The 14,126-nt window shown below is 68.9% G+C and carries 13 protein-coding genes and 1 tRNA gene; 6 read left to right on the top strand and 8 right to left on the bottom strand.

The genetic code is table 11. The features are described 5' to 3' along the window. Nucleotides 1-177 precede the first annotated feature (177 nt). A complete protein-coding gene (locus tag IPI67_18030; GenBank protein ID MBK7582091.1) occupies nucleotides 178-978 on the top strand; it encodes a tyrosine-type recombinase/integrase in 801 nt (266 codons plus the stop codon). On the opposite strand, the gene IPI67_18025 is transcribed toward IPI67_18030, so the two are convergent. Next, nucleotides 938-1,015: transfer RNA gene (locus IPI67_18025), tRNA-Glu, on the bottom strand. The genes IPI67_18030 and IPI67_18025 overlap by 41 nt on opposite strands. Nucleotides 1,016-1,080: 65 nt before the next feature. Further along, nucleotides 1,081-2,442 carry a hypothetical protein gene (locus IPI67_18020; protein MBK7582090.1) on the bottom strand — a complete coding sequence of 454 codons (1,362 nt, stop codon included), beginning with the start codon at nucleotides 2,440-2,442 and terminating at the stop codon, nucleotides 1,081-1,083. A gap of 131 nt (nucleotides 2,443-2,573) precedes the next feature. Between IPI67_18020 and IPI67_18015 the strand changes: the two genes are divergently transcribed. Next, on the top strand, nucleotides 2,574-3,536 hold the full coding sequence (locus IPI67_18015; protein MBK7582089.1) for an SUMF1/EgtB/PvdO family nonheme iron enzyme: 963 nt from the start codon (nucleotides 2,574-2,576) through the stop codon (nucleotides 3,534-3,536). Between the two features lie 18 nt (nucleotides 3,537-3,554). Here IPI67_18015 and IPI67_18010 read toward each other — a convergent pair whose 3' ends face one another. The 3 genes from IPI67_18010 to IPI67_18000 all read right to left on the bottom strand — a co-directional run bounded on the left by IPI67_18010 (nucleotide 3,555) and on the right by IPI67_18000 (nucleotide 5,117). Continuing rightward, nucleotides 3,555-3,917 (bottom strand): hypothetical protein, encoded by a 363-nt coding sequence (locus IPI67_18010; GenBank protein ID MBK7582088.1) that lies wholly within the window; start codon nucleotides 3,915-3,917, stop codon nucleotides 3,555-3,557. A gap of 123 nt (nucleotides 3,918-4,040) precedes the next feature. Next, nucleotides 4,041-4,589 carry a hypothetical protein gene (locus IPI67_18005; protein ID MBK7582087.1) on the bottom strand — a complete coding sequence of 183 codons (549 nt, stop codon included), beginning with the start codon at nucleotides 4,587-4,589 and terminating at the stop codon, nucleotides 4,041-4,043. 3 nt (nucleotides 4,590-4,592) lie between these two features. Beyond that, nucleotides 4,593-5,117, bottom strand: coding sequence for a GNAT family N-acetyltransferase (locus IPI67_18000; protein ID MBK7582086.1), 525 nt, complete (start codon nucleotides 5,115-5,117; stop codon nucleotides 4,593-4,595). A gap of 115 nt (nucleotides 5,118-5,232) precedes the next feature. Between IPI67_18000 and IPI67_17995 the strand changes: the two genes are divergently transcribed. Further along, nucleotides 5,233-5,946, top strand: coding sequence for a hypothetical protein (locus tag IPI67_17995; GenBank protein ID MBK7582085.1), 714 nt, complete (start codon nucleotides 5,233-5,235; stop codon nucleotides 5,944-5,946). A 104-nt stretch (nucleotides 5,947-6,050) separates the two neighbouring features. Continuing rightward, nucleotides 6,051-7,952 (top strand): carboxypeptidase regulatory-like domain-containing protein, encoded by a 1,902-nt coding sequence (locus tag IPI67_17990; protein ID MBK7582084.1) that lies wholly within the window; start codon nucleotides 6,051-6,053, stop codon nucleotides 7,950-7,952. Here the strand turns inward: IPI67_17990 and IPI67_17985 are convergent. Together IPI67_17985 and IPI67_17980 are read right to left on the bottom strand one after the other, a co-directional pair. Continuing rightward, complete coding sequence (locus IPI67_17985; protein MBK7582083.1) at nucleotides 7,921-9,018, bottom strand: hypothetical protein; 1,098 nt, start codon at nucleotides 9,016-9,018, stop codon at nucleotides 7,921-7,923. The two genes, IPI67_17990 and IPI67_17985, sit on opposite strands and share 32 nt — an antisense overlap. Nucleotides 9,019-9,032: 14 nt before the next feature. Then, nucleotides 9,033-9,455, bottom strand: coding sequence for a PEP-CTERM sorting domain-containing protein (locus IPI67_17980; protein ID MBK7582082.1), 423 nt, complete (start codon nucleotides 9,453-9,455; stop codon nucleotides 9,033-9,035). A gap of 107 nt (nucleotides 9,456-9,562) precedes the next feature. On the opposite strand from IPI67_17980, the gene IPI67_17975 reads away from it, so the two are divergent. Next, complete coding sequence (locus IPI67_17975) at nucleotides 9,563-11,863, top strand: CocE/NonD family hydrolase (GenBank protein MBK7582081.1); 2,301 nt, start codon at nucleotides 9,563-9,565, stop codon at nucleotides 11,861-11,863. Between the two features lie 11 nt (nucleotides 11,864-11,874). Here the strand turns inward: IPI67_17975 and IPI67_17970 are convergent, their stop codons facing one another. Continuing rightward, nucleotides 11,875-13,371 carry a protein kinase gene (locus tag IPI67_17970; protein ID MBK7582080.1) on the bottom strand — a complete coding sequence of 499 codons (1,497 nt, stop codon included), beginning with the start codon at nucleotides 13,369-13,371 and terminating at the stop codon, nucleotides 11,875-11,877. A gap of 65 nt (nucleotides 13,372-13,436) precedes the next feature. Here IPI67_17970 and IPI67_17965 point away from each other — a divergent pair, with 65 nt between their 5' ends. Next, a complete protein-coding gene (locus IPI67_17965; protein ID MBK7582079.1) occupies nucleotides 13,437-14,123 on the top strand; it encodes an MBL fold metallo-hydrolase in 687 nt (228 codons plus the stop codon). Nucleotides 14,124-14,126 lie beyond the last annotated feature (3 nt).

Raw genomic sequence — 14,126 nt, 5'->3', positions numbered from 1 at the left:
GGCCCATGGCGGAGGTCACACGCGACGATGTGCGCGCTGTCGTGGAGTACATCGACAACCGGGTGAAGGCCGGCGCTATCTCCTGGTCCACCGGGGTGAAGGTGTGGGGGCTCGTAACCAAGATGTTCGGCGACGCCGCCGACTCCAAGGTGGCAAGCCTGCGGGTGCGCGCCGACAATCCCTGCGCCAGCCTGCCTGGCCCAGACCGAGGTGAGCGCAAAGGGAAGCAGTGGCTCTACCCCAGCGAGGTGCTGGCCCTGCTCGACTGCGCCGGTACCGCTACGCTGGCGCAAGCTGTACGCGCTGGCGACCTACCTCTACGTGCGACCGGGCGAGCTTGCCGCCCTCGAATGGGCCGACGTGCACCTCGACCACGGGTACGTCTACGTGCACCAAAGCCTCGACCTCCGCACGGGGGAGACCAAGTCCACCAAGACCAAGCTGACCCGGAAGGTGCCCGTCCCCGAGGCCCTGCGCCCGTTGCTCGAGTCGATGCACAGGGCGGCCGGCGGCAAGGGTCGCGTCATCCAGAACCAGCACGCCAACAAGGACGCCGAGCACGGTTTCCCGCCCCTGGAGGACTTGGCCGACCGGCTGCGCGTACACCTGAAGCGCGCTGGCGTGGATCGAGCCGACCTGTACGCCGACCGGCCGACGACCAAGCGGATCACGTTCTACGACCTGCGCGCCACCGGCATCACCTGGGAGGTGCTGGCAGGCACGGAGCACGTGCGCGTCATGCAGCGCGCCGGGCATGTTCAGTTCTCCACCACGCTCGGATACATCCGCGAAGCGGAGACGCTGGGGCTTGCCGTGGGCACGCCGTTCCCGCCGCTGCCGCCGAGCGTCGTCGACGCCGAAACCGGGCTCAATCGTCCCAGCCAATCGTCCCAGAAGTCGGCCCGTGGGTCAGCCGCTCGGAATCACACACGTAGTTTGGCGTCCCCAACGGGATTCGAACCCGTGTTACAGCCTTGAAAGGGCCGTGTCCTGGGCCGGGCTAGACGATGGGGACCGGCAGGGCCGCTCCATCTAGCAAAAAGCCCCGGGCTCGACAATCACACGCTGAACAATCTGCGATCACGGCGACGATTCGAGGGTCCAGAGCGCGCCGCGGCGCTGATCTCCGACAAAAATCTGATTTTGGAACGCGACCAGCGGCGCGGCGCAATACCCGTCATCCACGGCGAAGGGGGACTTGGCCGCATCCACCTTGGCCAGCACCACCGGGCCGGACTTCTGGAGCTCGACCAGCGCTCGCTCCGCCATCACCAGCAGCCGCTCTCCCGCACGCAGCACGTCCGTCGGCCGCCCGACGTCGGCCGGGAGCGTCACGCTCTGCCAGTGATCGCCGTCCTCCGTCACCCACAGCTCACCACCGTCCGCACCCAGCGTGATCCAGTACAGCCGCCCGCGGTCCGCACACCAGCGCAGCGTGTGCGCCCCGCCCGAACGTGTGATCTGCACCGCCCGGGCATGCTCCGGCGCAAGCGCAACAGCATCGCGCGGCGGCGCGAGCACCACGTAGTCGTTGCGGTCGATGCCGTACAGGGGACTGATCGCGGCGTAGAGCCGATCGCGAAAACGCGTCATGTAACCGAGGCGCACCGCACTCTCGCCCTTGGCGCCGTCGTACGCGTAGGCCACGTCCCATCGGTCCGGCTTGGCGCCCTCGACGAACAACACACCCGGCGAGCGCGACGCCGTGGCCTTGGGAGGAACGACCGCCCCCGTCGATGCGTAGAGCTTGCCGCGGAAGCGGATGACGTCGAGCACGTGGATGGCGCCCGGCAGCAAGATCGCTCCGCCGCGCTCCTGGGTCGGTGCGCGCGGTGGTCGATGCCCGGGGCTGCCGACGCGCTCGAACTTCCCGGCGCCGTCGCTCGAGAACACGTAACCCTCGACCCCGAACCCGATACCCAGCCCGAGGTACGGCGGATCCGCGTCGGGCACGTAGAAGCGGCCGCCAATGTCGCGCAGGCGCAGAAATCCCTGACCGCCCGCGCCGCCGGTCTCGGGCTCACCCGCGCGATTCCAGTCGAACACGAGGGCGAACGGTGTCTTCTCCCGCGGGTCGTAGCGAGTGATGGTCGCGCCGGTGTACCCGAGCGGCGCCGTGGCGTGGCTCATGAACAACACGCCGTTCCGCACGCCGAAGTCACACACCCGAGTGAGCGCCGACCAGTGGCGACCGACCTTCACGAAGCGCGGCCGCTCCGGCAGCGTGGCCGTCGCAGCTTCCGTCTCATCATTGCCGTCGGGATCGAGCTGCGCGGGTTTGGGCGGCGCTCGGGGTGGCGCCGAGGCCGAGGTCGAAGCCATTGCACTGGGTGCCGGCGGCGCTCGGAGCGCGGGCTGCGCGGGCGGGGTCGGCTCCGCGATCGGCGCGGGCGGCGCGCAGGCGCTGAAGAGCGCGAGCAGTGGACCCAGATGGCGCCGCATCGGGCCGAGCTTAGCGCGCGGACGACGGCGCTCGGGCACACTTCCGCCCTGCCTTCGCAGGCATAACGAAGCCTGGGCCGTAAGGGCAAAAAACTCGGCCGATCGCCGCTGCCGCCGCTAGGTTCGGGCCGATGCTCCGGCTCCGTGCGCTCCTCTGCTTGCCCCCGCTCGCGCTCTTCGTGGCCTGCGCAGCGAACGACGACGGCGCGGCTCCGCCGCCAGCGGCGAAGGTGACGCCCCAGCGCGTGCGCGCCAAGAAGCTGCGACGCGAGGCCAGGCCGGTCGCGAAAGAGAAGACCGAAGTGCCGCCCGTCGCGGTGAGCGCGGAGCCGGCAAGCGAACCTGTCACGAGCTGCCCGGACGGCATGGCGCTGGTCGAGGGGGAACACTGCCGGGCGGTCGAGCAGCGTTGCCTCGAACAGCTGTCGAGCCCCGAGGCCGGCGCCGATGAAAATCGTTGCGCGAAGTTCGAAGCTTCGAAGTGTACGAGCACCGCGCCGGAGCCACGCAAGATGCGCTTTTGCATGGACCGCTACGAGTATCCGAACGTGGTCGGGGAGCTGCCAATGACCCTGATCAGCTGGGCCGACGCCGACCGCACCTGTCGAGCCCACGGCAAGCGTTTGTGTACCGAGAGTGAGTTCACCTTCGCCTGCGAAGGCGAGAAGATGTTGCCTTACACCTACGGCCTCGAGCGCGACGCGAACAAATGCAACATCGACAAGCCGTACCAGACACCCAGCAAACGCCTCTTGCCCTACGAGCAGTGCCTGGCCAACCCGACGTGCGCCGCGGAGTACAAGCGGGTCGATGGTCGTGAGCCGATCGGCTCGCACCCGGAGTGTGTCTCGCCGTTCGGGATCTACGATCTGAACGGCAACGCCAACGAGTGGGTGAGCCAACCCTGGAAAAACCCACCGCATCGCTCGGGGATCAAGGGCGGCTGGTGGGGACCCGTGCGCAATCGCTGTCGGGCGATCACCCAGAGCCACGGCGAGACCTATCAGGGTTACGAGGTCGGGTTTCGCTGCTGTCAGGACGTGCCGACCGCGGGGGACGGCGGTGTGATGGCGGACGCTGCGCCAGCAAACTAGGCTCGGGCCAGCCGCGGCTCAGCGCCCGGCGCTCCACCACAACACCAAGACGACCGTCGGCAGTGCAACGAGCGCTATCACGGCGCAGCGCTGGAGCAGGCGCCGTTCATCGGCGGGCATGACACGACGCGTGGGCAGGCGCGGCAGCGGGGTTCGCTCTGGCAGCGGCGCGGCAGCTTGCAGCGATCGCCAGGGCGCGTTCGTGACTTCATCATCGACGTCGTCACACGGAATGATGGGGTTCGTGCCGGGTTCCGGCGGGCAGCTCCAGCGCTCCGGGTGGTAGGCGTCGAGCCCGGAGCGGAGGGCCGGCATACCGACCAAGGTTCCCGTGCTCGTCATGCGGAGCGTGCCGCCGGACTTCCAGCTCGTCGCTGCCATGGCATCACCTCGGGCGAATCCGTTGCCCGGGGACCGGGGCGACATTCATGCGCCTGGCGCCGAGCCCACGGCGGCGCAGCAGCGCGCCGCGCCCGGCGGCGAAGCCGACACCGGCGGGGAGACCTAGATCCCGCGGGCGCACGCCCTGCCGTCGGGACCGCCTTGGGGTGTTGGCCACCACGCACAGCGGGGTGGTTTTGCGCGGCCGCTCGCGAAGGCATGAGCTCGATTGTCAATCGCCATCACCAGCGCCCCGGCATTGTTCAAGAGCATGGAGTAGGTCGGGTGTTTCCCCGACACGGGCAGGGCGGCCTGCCAAACCTCGGCGCCGTCGGCGAGTGCGCGCGTGACCAGGCGCTGCGAGCTGCCCGGTTCGAGCAGGCGCGCGACGAAGTAGGTGGAGCCGGATGCGTCCGCGGCGAAGGGGCCGATGAGCGCCGCCGTGCCGACGTCGAAGCTCGCGCTCCACACTTCGCTGCCCGCCGCGGTGTTCTCGATGTCGAGCGCGCAGGGCGCGTCGATTTGCGGTGGCTCGCACGGTTCGCCCGGGGACCCAGCGTCGCCAGGTGTTGGTTCGACGAGGGAGCTGCGCGAGCCGCAACTGCTGGCCGCGACGCCGAAACACAGGGCCAACACCGCGCCCAGTCGGGTCCGTGTGCGTTCGTGCCCCATCGCTCAACCCACGATGAGCGCGTAGAGCGCCGCGTCGCGTGGACCAAAGCCGTTCACCGCCATGACATGCTTCGTGAGCGAACCCTCGCGCTGATATCCGGCGCGCTCGGCCACGCGCGCTGACGCCGGATTGCCTTCGATCACGAACAGCTGCAGGCGGCGGAGCCCCGGCGTCACGCGCAGCGCGTGATCGCCCAAGAGGCGTAACGCGGCGCCGGCCAGCCCGCGTCGGCGAAACGCGGGCAGCACGAAGTAGAACGCCTCGAGCAGCCCGGCGTCGTGAGCGTACGGCTGGTGCGCACCGACGACGCCCGCGGCTTCACCGTTCACCTCGATGACCAAACGGATCGGACCGCCGGCCGCCGAAGCGGCGACCCGCTTCTCCACCCAGACCTTGGCATCTTGGTCCGAGAGGTCGCGCGGCACGAACGTCCAGTCCGGCACGTCGCTCCGGCTGGCCGCGGCGATCATGCCGAAATCGTGATCGGCCAGCGGGCGAAGCACAAAATCGTCCCCTCGGAGCTCCATGCCGACCACTATCGCCGAGCCGAGGCTTGGAGAGCAATCGCCTGGCATGTGCCCCCGAGTGGCGGATCCCGCGAGCGCATCGACGCGCGCGCGGGCTCGTGGGAGATTGGGCCGGGTGCGGAGTCGACCGTGGTCTTGGCTCGTCGGCGCCGCCGTCGCATCCGCGTGCGCAGGCGGAGCGACGGAGCGCACGGGTGCCACAGCGCCCGACGAGACGCCGCCGCTCGGGCCGAGCCAAGTGCCAGCGCCGGCAGCGCCGACGCCGCCGGCTCCGCCGAGTGAGCCCGACGCCGAGAGCGCGCCGGTACCCGACGCTGGGTTTGCCTCGCGACCGCTGACCGGGGCAGCGTCGGACTCGGGTGCACGCGAGGACGGCGGCGCCGAGAAGCCCAAAACAAAGCTGGCGTTTCATCCGCCCGGGCGCTGTGTCGACACCGAGGCAGACGTGAAGAGACGGCATCGAGCGTTGGGACAGTCCGCGCCCGGTGGCGCAAGCGAACCCAGTCTCAGGCTGTCCGCCGATCTCGACGCGGACGGTCAGGAGGACGAATTCTTCGACGGAGGAGTATGGAACACCACACATCGAACTTACGTCTACGTTCGCCGCGGCAAGTGTGGTCATTTTCTCGGGGAGATCGTGACGCGTGCCGGTCTGGGCCCGCTCGAGACATCCCACCGCGGTTTGCTCGACTTGGGCGGGGGCTGGTCGTGCGTCGTCCAGTGCTGCGAATCCGTGAGGTACGAGCAGTGGCGCTTCGACGGACGGCGTTATCGTCACGCAAAGACGAGCTACGAAGAACGCGACTGCAGTTCGCACGGCGGAATTTGATGCTGGCGTCAGCGGCGGCTGACGCGCCCGCTCACGATCGAGCGCGTCACCGACGCGCTTCTGAAATTGCGGACCCGGCACACTAAATTTAGAAGGATCACCCCATGCCCCGAGCCCGCACCGGCCTTCGCACCGTTCTGATGGCCCTCGCGCTGCTCGCGATCGCGCTCTTCGCCGGCTATCGTCTTGGTGTGCGGCGGGGCACGAGCGGTGCCCCGAGTGCAGCCAGCGCCGCGCCGGCTTCCGCCTCGACGTCGGTGAGACTCCGGCCCCGACGAGGGGGATTCGGCAGCATCCAGCTGTCCGAGGGCGCCGTCGAACGCGCGAACGACGGCCGCCTGGGTGTGTTTGCGGGGCGGGTCGTGTCGGCGGGCGACGGCGCGCCGGTGCCGCAGGCAGAGCTGACCTTCGTTGGACCGGATGGCGCTCGGGTCGTGAGGAGCGGAGCCGACGGCAGCTTCGTGTTTCAGCCGGAGCGGGCCGGGCTGCACGAGGTCGTCGGCGTGAGCGCGCCGGGCTTCCTGCCGCTCTCGGCCGAGCTGTCGTCGAGCCCGATCACCCTGACGGCGCGGCTCGGAGTCGGCATCGTCGGGGTGCTCTTACGCTTGCAGCCCCTGGTTCGATACCGCGGCCTGGTCGTCGACGAAGGCGGGCGGCCAGCCGCCGGTGCGCACGTGCGGGTCGTCGGGGGCGACGAATTCGAGCTCGACCGAGGAGACTTTGCGGCGGAGCACCAGACGAATGACGCGGGTGAGGTTTCGTTCAACGCTCCGGACGGCGCAATCGTGGAGGCTACCCACGCATCGCTCGGTGCCGGTCGCTCGCGCATCGACGTGAGTGCGCGGATCAGCAAGCGCGTTCGGATCAAGCTGGTGAGGGCCTCCGCCGAGCGCGGGGGAACGATCCGCGGCCGGGTGATCGACGAGACGGGGGCGGAGCGAGCAGACGTTGCCGTCGTCGCACGGCGCGACGCAGAAAACCCCGCGGCCGAGCTGATCTCGCTGCCGGTGCGGGGGCGCACCGACGCCGCGGGTGTGTTCCTGCTGACCGGGTTGGAGCTGGGCAGATATTTTTTGATGGCCAGCGACGGGACGAGTGCACCGGCGAGCTTGCGCGACGTGCCTGTCGACGGCCCGCAGGTGACCCTGACGCTCAGCCTGGGTGTGAGCTTCGGAGGTCGTGTCACGCATGCCGCCACGGGGGCGCCGGTGGCCGCGTTCAGCGTGATGCTCTCCGAGCGGCGTGGGCCGATCGCGCTCGAGGCGGTCCGCGCCGTCACGGTCTTCGATGCCGATGGGCAGTTCGTGATCGAGGGGCTGCGCCCGGGAAGGTACCTGATGTTGGTTGCCGCTGCGGGCTTCGCGGCCTCCGTGGAGCGCGAGATCGACGTCGCCGAGGGCAAACGCGAGGACGTCTCGCTGAGCGTGGGCGCCAAGCTCGTGGGTGTCGTGCGAGACGCTGTGAGCCACGCGCCGCTCCAGCACGCGAAGGTCTCTCTGGAGGGTCGCCACGGCGGTGGGGAGGGCGCGGTGCAGCTGATCGCCGCGGCCGAGAGCGACGCGGCTGGTCGCTTCGTGCTCTCGGGTCTCGGGCCCGGTGAGCGCTCGGTGCTGGTCGAGGCCTCAGCGCACCACGCGCGGCTGATCGGCGGATTGAGCGTGCGCGGCGAGGAGTCCCTGGGTCCACTGGAGGTCGAGCTGACCCCGCTCGGCGCCGACGAGGAGCCGCGGATCGAGCTGGTGGGCATCGGTGCGGTGCTCGCTGCGAAGGACGACGCCCTGATGATTGGCCAGGTGATGCCGGGAAGCGGGGCAGCCGAGGCCGGTCTCGTCCCGGGCGATGCGCTGCTCGCGATCGACGGGCAGTCAGTGGTCGCGCTCGGGTTCGAGGGCGCCATCCACCGCATCCGGGGTCCGGAAGGCAGCCAGGTCTTGCTGCTGGTCCGGCGAGCCGACGGCGGCGCGCCGGTCTCGATCAGCGTGACGCGACGGCGAGTGAAGGGGTAGCCGCGGGCTCCGAGAGCTTCAGCGTGCCACCGCGAACGAAGAAGTACGCGCCGAGTGCGAGCTCGAGGTAACCGTGGAACATCGCCAACGACAGGTACAGATTGCGACTCCTGTGCACGTTGAACAACGCGCCGAGCAGCACGGCCAGGGCCGACAGCGCCAAGAGCAGCAGCCCTACGCGGCTGAACTCCCGGGTCATCGCTCGGGCCGCCATACGAAAGGTGACGGTGCCCTGTCCGCGCACGTCCTCCTGGGGCACGACGAGTAACCAGGTCGAGTAGTGCACCGACTGCAAGAACGCGAAGCTGAGGGTCAGCCCCGCGGCGGCGCGAAACGGCAGCCCCGGTGCGAGCCAGTCCGATGCCGCCAGAATGTGCAGACCCAAGAGCTGCTCGGTGCCGAGTCGCTCGGTCCAGAAGTAGGTCTGTCCGCTCAGCAAGATCAGAGAGAAAGCGAGCATGAGCCCGAGGGGCAAGAGGGCGGACGAACGCCGGCCCCGGAACAGGTACAGCCACAGCGCGAGCGCGACCAGGTTGTGCAGGTGGGTGAAGCCAATGCGCACGGCGTAGGGCTCGAGCTGCGCGTAGATCCCGAAGGCCGCGAGCAGCAGCGCGCCCAAGGCCGCGCGGCCAAAACGGCCCGAGACGAGCGCTCCGGCGGCGAGCGCGGCCCCGATCCAGGCGGTCACGACGCCGAACTCGAGGCGCGCCACGGCGACCGGATCGGCGCCAAGCTCCTGAGAGCTCCGGAGCACGACGATGCTCGCGCAGGCGACGGCGATGATCACGAGCCAGCCCTTGGCCAGGCCGCGGCGCAGGACCAGGTAACGCAGATCAGCGGCCACGTGGGCGACCCCGAGGAAGATCGGGCCGAGCGCGAGCAACAGCGTGGGTACGGTGACCGTGAGCACGAAGGCAACGATTGCGTGCAGGCTCGCGGTCAGCGCGACCCGCCGATCTTTGGTCACGATCAGCGGCGCGAGTGGGCGGACGCGGAGCGCGACCCGATACAGCGCGCTGCGCGCCCAGTCGAGAGGCGAGACGGCACGCTCGACCAGGGAGCTCACGCGAGCCTCATGGTTCACCCGCGGCGGCGACGAAGAGCGAGCCCCGCCAGCACGAGTCCCAGGGACAAGAGCCCGGTGGGTTCGCCGGTGTTCGTCGCGCGCAGACTGCAGCTGCTATCACTGCTCGAGTCGCTGGCCTTCTTGCCGCCGGTGGACGGGCTGCCGCCAGCGCCGGCGCCACCGCCGGCGCCCGCGCTGCCCGCGTCGCTCGGAACACACAGCGAACAGTCGTATTCGATGCTGCCGTCCGGCAGCGCCTTCTGGCACTTGGAGGTGACGCAGGTGCCGGGACTCTTGTAGTCGGGGGGAGCCGTCGTGCAGCTCGCGCCCGGTGTGTTGCAGCCGTTCGGGGGTGGGACATCGGCGTGGGCCGAGCTTGCCTGGAACGTCAGCGCGCCGAGGGACAACGAAATTGCGAACAGGGTGTGGCGAAGCATGGGGCCAAGAATTGCCCGGATCGCGCTGCCGGGCAAGATGACTGCGCCGCGCGTTGTCGAGGGCGTTCGTTGCTTAGCGTCGGGCGAAGCGGCAGAATGCCGGTCCTATGCGGAGCGCAGTTCTGTGGGTGATCCTCGCACCCTTCCTGGTTGGCTGCGGTGAGGACGAGCGTTTTGTGATCTCCCCGCTGGGCACCGGCGGCACCGGCGGCAGCGGTGGAACCGGTGGCACGACCGCTCCGACGGCCAGCTTCAAGACTCGCGGGACGGTGGAGCAGATCTACGTCACCCACGCGAAACCTGGGACGAGCCTCGACGTCGTCGACGCAAAGGGTGCGGTGGTGCAGACGGGGACCGCGGACGAGCTAGGCAGCTTGGTCGTGCGCGAGCTGACGCCGGGCAAGGGTTATCGTGTGCGCGGCGGCGGCGAAGAGAGCGACGCGGTCGAGGTGATGTCGGTGGCGGGGAGCCTGCCGAGCCAGGACTCTTACGCTGCGCAGAAGCTGAAGGCCGGGTCGGGGTACATCACGGTGCGCGACGGCATCAAGCTATCGATCTACGTCACCCTGCCCGGGCCAGCGGACAAGGGGCCGTACCCCACGGTGGTGAACTACTCGGGCTACGACCCCTCGAAACCCGGTGAGCCGATCGGTCAGTACGAAGATCTGTGCGGTGAGCTTCCGGTGCTGTGCGACGCCCCGTCGGACTCCAGTGCGCTGATCGCCGCCCTGATGGGCTACGCGACGGTCGGCGTGAACATGCGCGGTACCGGCTGCTCCGATGGGGCCTACGACTTCTTCGAGCCGCTTCAGCTCCTGGACGGCTACGACGTGATCGAGACAGTGGCCGCGCAGGACTGGGTGCTGAACCACAAGGTGGGCATGACGGGGCTCTCGTACCCGGGGATCACCCAGCTGTTCGTGGCCAAGACCCATCCGCCGAGCCTGGCGTCCATCGCGCCGCTGTCGGTGATCGGCAACACGGTGAGCACGCTCGTGCCGGGCGGAATTCTCAACGACGGCTTCGCGCTCAACTGGGCCGAGAACGTGCTCGACAAAGCCGACCCCTACGGTCAGGGCTGGGAGCAGGCCAAGGTCGACGCCGGGGACGACGCCTGCAAGGAGCACCAGCTCTTGCACAGTCAGAAGGTCGACATCCTCCAGAAGGCCAAGGACACCCCGTTCTACACCGACGAGGTCGCGGCGCCGCTCAACCCCACCACGTTCGTGGATCAGATCGACGTGCCCGTGTTCCTGGCGGGGGCCTGGCAAGACGAACAGACCGGACCGTTCTTCTTCACGTTGCTCGACCGCTTCACCAGCTCGCCGATGACACGTTTCACCGTCTACAACGGCGTGCACCCCGACGCCTACGGGCCGCAGACGCTGCTCGAGTGGAAGTACTTTCTGGACATCTACGTGGCGAAGAAGATCCCGAGCGCCGACGACGGGATCCGCACCCTGATCCCGCTCTTGTTCAACGAGATCTTCAAGGTGAAGCTAGAGCTGCCCCCGGATCGCTTCAGCGACGCCAAGACCTACGAGGAGGCGCGAGCGGCGTACGAAAAAGAGCCGCCGCTCCGGGTGTTGTTCGAAGCGGGGGGCAAGGCTCCTCTGGGCGCGCCCCAGGGTGTGCACGAGCAGAAGTTTTCGGGCTGGCCCATCGAGGGCGCGACGACGCGGCGTTTCTATTTTCAGCCAGATGGCACTCTGGCCAGCGCCGCACCGGTCGCTGCCAGTGGAGCAAGCCGGTTTGCGCTGGATCCCGGCGCGGGGCAGCGGGGGATCTTGGCGAAGGGCGGCGTGTGGGCGCTCTTGCCAGACTACGATTGGAAACCCCTCGAGTCCGGCAAGGCCGTGGCCTTCGTGAGTGATGCACTGACCGAGGACATGCCCGTGCTGGGCACCGGGAGTGTCGATCTGTTCCTGAAGAGCAACGTCGACGACGCCGATCTCGAAGTGAACGTGAGCGAGGTGCGGCCGGACGGACAGGAGATGTACGTGCAGAGCGGCTGGTTGCGCGCCAGCCACCGCGGGCTCGCGGCGGAGTCCACCGAGGTGTGGCCGGAGCACACCTTCCGGGAGAAGGACCTGGAAATGTTGGTGCCCGGGCAGTGGGCCAAGGTTCGAGTGGGCATTGCCGGCATGACGCACGTCTTCCGCAAGGGTTCACGCCTCCGGATCTCCGTGGACACTCCGGGTGACAGTCGCGCCGAGTGGCGCTTCAATCTGAAGAAGTTCAGCGGCGACGCGCTGTACGACGTCGGTCACTCGTCGGAGCAGCCGAGCAGCGTTGCGCTGGCGGTGGTGCCGGGTGTGGTCGCGCCGCCCGAGCTCGCGCCGTGTCCTTCGCTTCGCGGCCAGCAGTGCCGAAGCTACGTCGAGCTCGTCAACCAGCCCTCACCGTGAAGAGGACGGCTTCACCTGCGTTGGGTGGGCAGCGGTGGCGGCGCGTCGTCTGAATTGCTGGGACTGCTGAGCAACGACGCACTCGCCGCGATCAGGGCGCCGAGCAGCAGCGCCAGAGTCAGGATGCCGATGGCCCAGAGGAGCGGGCGGCTCGGCGGCGCTCCCGGCGTCCGCTTGAGCTCCCGAGTGCTCGGGACGGGGAACGGTGGGGCACTGCCGAGCGGCGCTTGAAAGCCCGGGGTTCCGCCGTTGAAGGGAACCTCGATGCTCGGGCGAACTGCGACGGGATACGGCGCGGCGGAGATTGGCACTTCCACCGCAGGGTAGCCGCCGGAGGGATGCTGCGGCAGCGAGGCCATGGGCGTGGCCACCGCAGGGTAGCCGCCGGAGGGATGCTGCGGCAGCGAGGCCATGGGCGTGGCCACCGGAGGGTAGCCGCCGGAGGGATGCTGCGGCAGCGCGGCGATTGGCTCGACGTCCGGCGGCGCTGGGGGTGGGGGCGGCGCCGGCGCGAGTGGCGCCGCCGCTGCGAGCGCCCCCGGAAACAGGAGCTGAGTCGGATCCGCCGCTGCCAAGTCTGGTGTGGTGAAGAGGGTGGGCTCTTCGCTTTCGGGTGCGGCAACCTCGGGCGGCGAACGTACGGGGCGCAGCGCCGCCAGCATCTGCACCGCGTCCTGATAGCGCTCACTCGGTCGCTTGCGGGTCGCCTGCTCGATCACGGCGCCGAGCGCTGAGCTTCGCACCGCGTCGGAGAGCGGCACCCGGTTGGCGGACACTTGCTCGAGGCAGATCTCCATCGTCGAACCCTGGAACACCGGCTCGGCGCTCAGCATTTCGGCCATCACCAGTCCGAGCGAGTAGAGATCGGTTGCGGGGGAGATCTCGGTGCCTCGCAGCTGTTCCGGCGCGATGTAGCGCGCCGTCCCCACGACCACGTCGGCGCTGGTCAGCTGCGTTGCGTCGCTCGCGGAACGTTTGGCGATGCCGAAGTCGAGCACCTTGATGTAGTCCGAGCTGCCCGCGTACTGACACAGGTGAATGTTGGCGGGTTTGATGTCCCGATGGACCATGCCGAGGGCGTGAGCCTCCGCCAGGGCTTCGAGCACGGCGCTGGCTACCTCGGCGACCCGGCCCGGCTCGAGCGCACCACGCTTTCTCAAGTGCTGGGAGAGCGAGATCCCATTCAAGAGCTCGAAGGCGATGAACGGTTGTCCGCGTGCGTCCTCGCCGTGGGCATGCAGCCGCACGCTGTGGGGACTCCGGAGCCGCTCGGCCAACGACGCCTCGCGGCGAAAGCGATCGCGGCCGACGGCGTCCAGGTGCTCCGGCAGCAGCAACTTCAGCGCGACCGGCTTGCCATCTCGGAGATCCGTCGCTCTGAGGACGGCGCCATGCCCGCCGCGGCCGAGCGTGCCTTCGATGCGATAGCTCTCGCCAAACACGCTGCCGACGGCGGGCAATGCGCTGGGCGGGTTGCCGCCCTCGGCCTCGCCGGCGAGGTGCTCCATCCTGACAACTTATCACGATCTCGCGGTGGTTCGTCGCACCGACCCGTGCTTTGCTGCGGTCCGCGATGGCAGAGCTCTACCTTCGACAGTTGCTGGTCGGCCGTGACGTGGGCAAGGAGAGCCGCGTCGGGCGTCAGATGCAGAACTTCGTCTACCTGGTGGGTGATCGCACCGCGGGTGAGTGCATCGCGGTCGATCCGGCCTGGGATATCCGCGGCCTCCTGGACGCGGTCGAAGCAGACGGAATGCGCCTGGTGGGTGCGTTCGCGACGCACTACCACCCGGACCACGTTGGCGGCGGGCTGTTCGGTTTTGGCATCGAAGGGCTGCCGGAGTTGCTGGGGGTGCAGGGCATGAGTGTGCACTCGCATCGGCTGGAGGCGGACGGGCTGCGCAAGGTCACCGGAATTTCCAAGACGGACATGACGCTCCACGACTCGGGCGACAAGATACGCGTCGGTGAGATCGAGATCGAGTGGCTGCACACCCCCGGGCACACGCCGGGTTCGTCGTGTTTCCGGGTGAAGGACGCGCTGATCGCAGGAGACACGCTGTTTCTCCAGGGCTGCGGCCGGGTCGACCTCCCGGGCGGCGACGCCGACGAGATGCGCCGGACGCTCCGCGAACGCCTGGCGCGGCTGCCGGACGAGGTCGTGCTGTATCCCGGGCACGCCTACGGCGGGGAATTTGCGCCGCTCGGCGAGGTGCGCAAGACGAACCCGCAGTTCCCGCCGCCGGGCGCGGGAGACTAGCTG

The sequence above is a fragment of the Myxococcales bacterium genome (assembly GCA_016706225.1).
In the GTDB taxonomy this organism is placed as follows: Bacteria; Myxococcota_A; Polyangia; order Polyangiales; family Polyangiaceae; genus JADJKB01.
This window is presented reverse-complemented; position numbering and strand designations above follow the sequence as displayed.

Coding starts and splice junctions, on each gene's coding strand:
- IPI67_18020 (MBK7582090.1), bottom strand. CDS start 2,442: ATGCGGCGCCATCTGGGTCCACTGCTCGCGCTCTTCAGCGCCTGCGCG.
- IPI67_17980 (MBK7582082.1), bottom strand. CDS start 9,455: ATGCTTCGCCACACCCTGTTCGCAATTTCGTTGTCCCTCGGCGCGCTG.
- IPI67_17965 (MBK7582079.1), top strand. CDS start 13,437: ATGGCAGAGCTCTACCTTCGACAGTTGCTGGTCGGCCGTGACGTGGGC.
- IPI67_17970 (MBK7582080.1), bottom strand. CDS start 13,371: ATGGAGCACCTCGCCGGCGAGGCCGAGGGCGGCAACCCGCCCAGCGCA.
- IPI67_18000 (MBK7582086.1), bottom strand. CDS start 5,117: ATGGAGCTCCGAGGGGACGATTTTGTGCTTCGCCCGCTGGCCGATCAC.
- IPI67_18015 (MBK7582089.1), top strand. CDS start 2,574: ATGCTCCGGCTCCGTGCGCTCCTCTGCTTGCCCCCGCTCGCGCTCTTC.
- IPI67_17990 (MBK7582084.1), top strand. CDS start 6,051: ATGCCCCGAGCCCGCACCGGCCTTCGCACCGTTCTGATGGCCCTCGCG.
- IPI67_17975 (MBK7582081.1), top strand. CDS start 9,563: ATGCGGAGCGCAGTTCTGTGGGTGATCCTCGCACCCTTCCTGGTTGGC.
- IPI67_18010 (MBK7582088.1), bottom strand. CDS start 3,917: ATGGCAGCGACGAGCTGGAAGTCCGGCGGCACGCTCCGCATGACGAGC.
- IPI67_18005 (MBK7582087.1), bottom strand. CDS start 4,589: ATGGGGCACGAACGCACACGGACCCGACTGGGCGCGGTGTTGGCCCTG.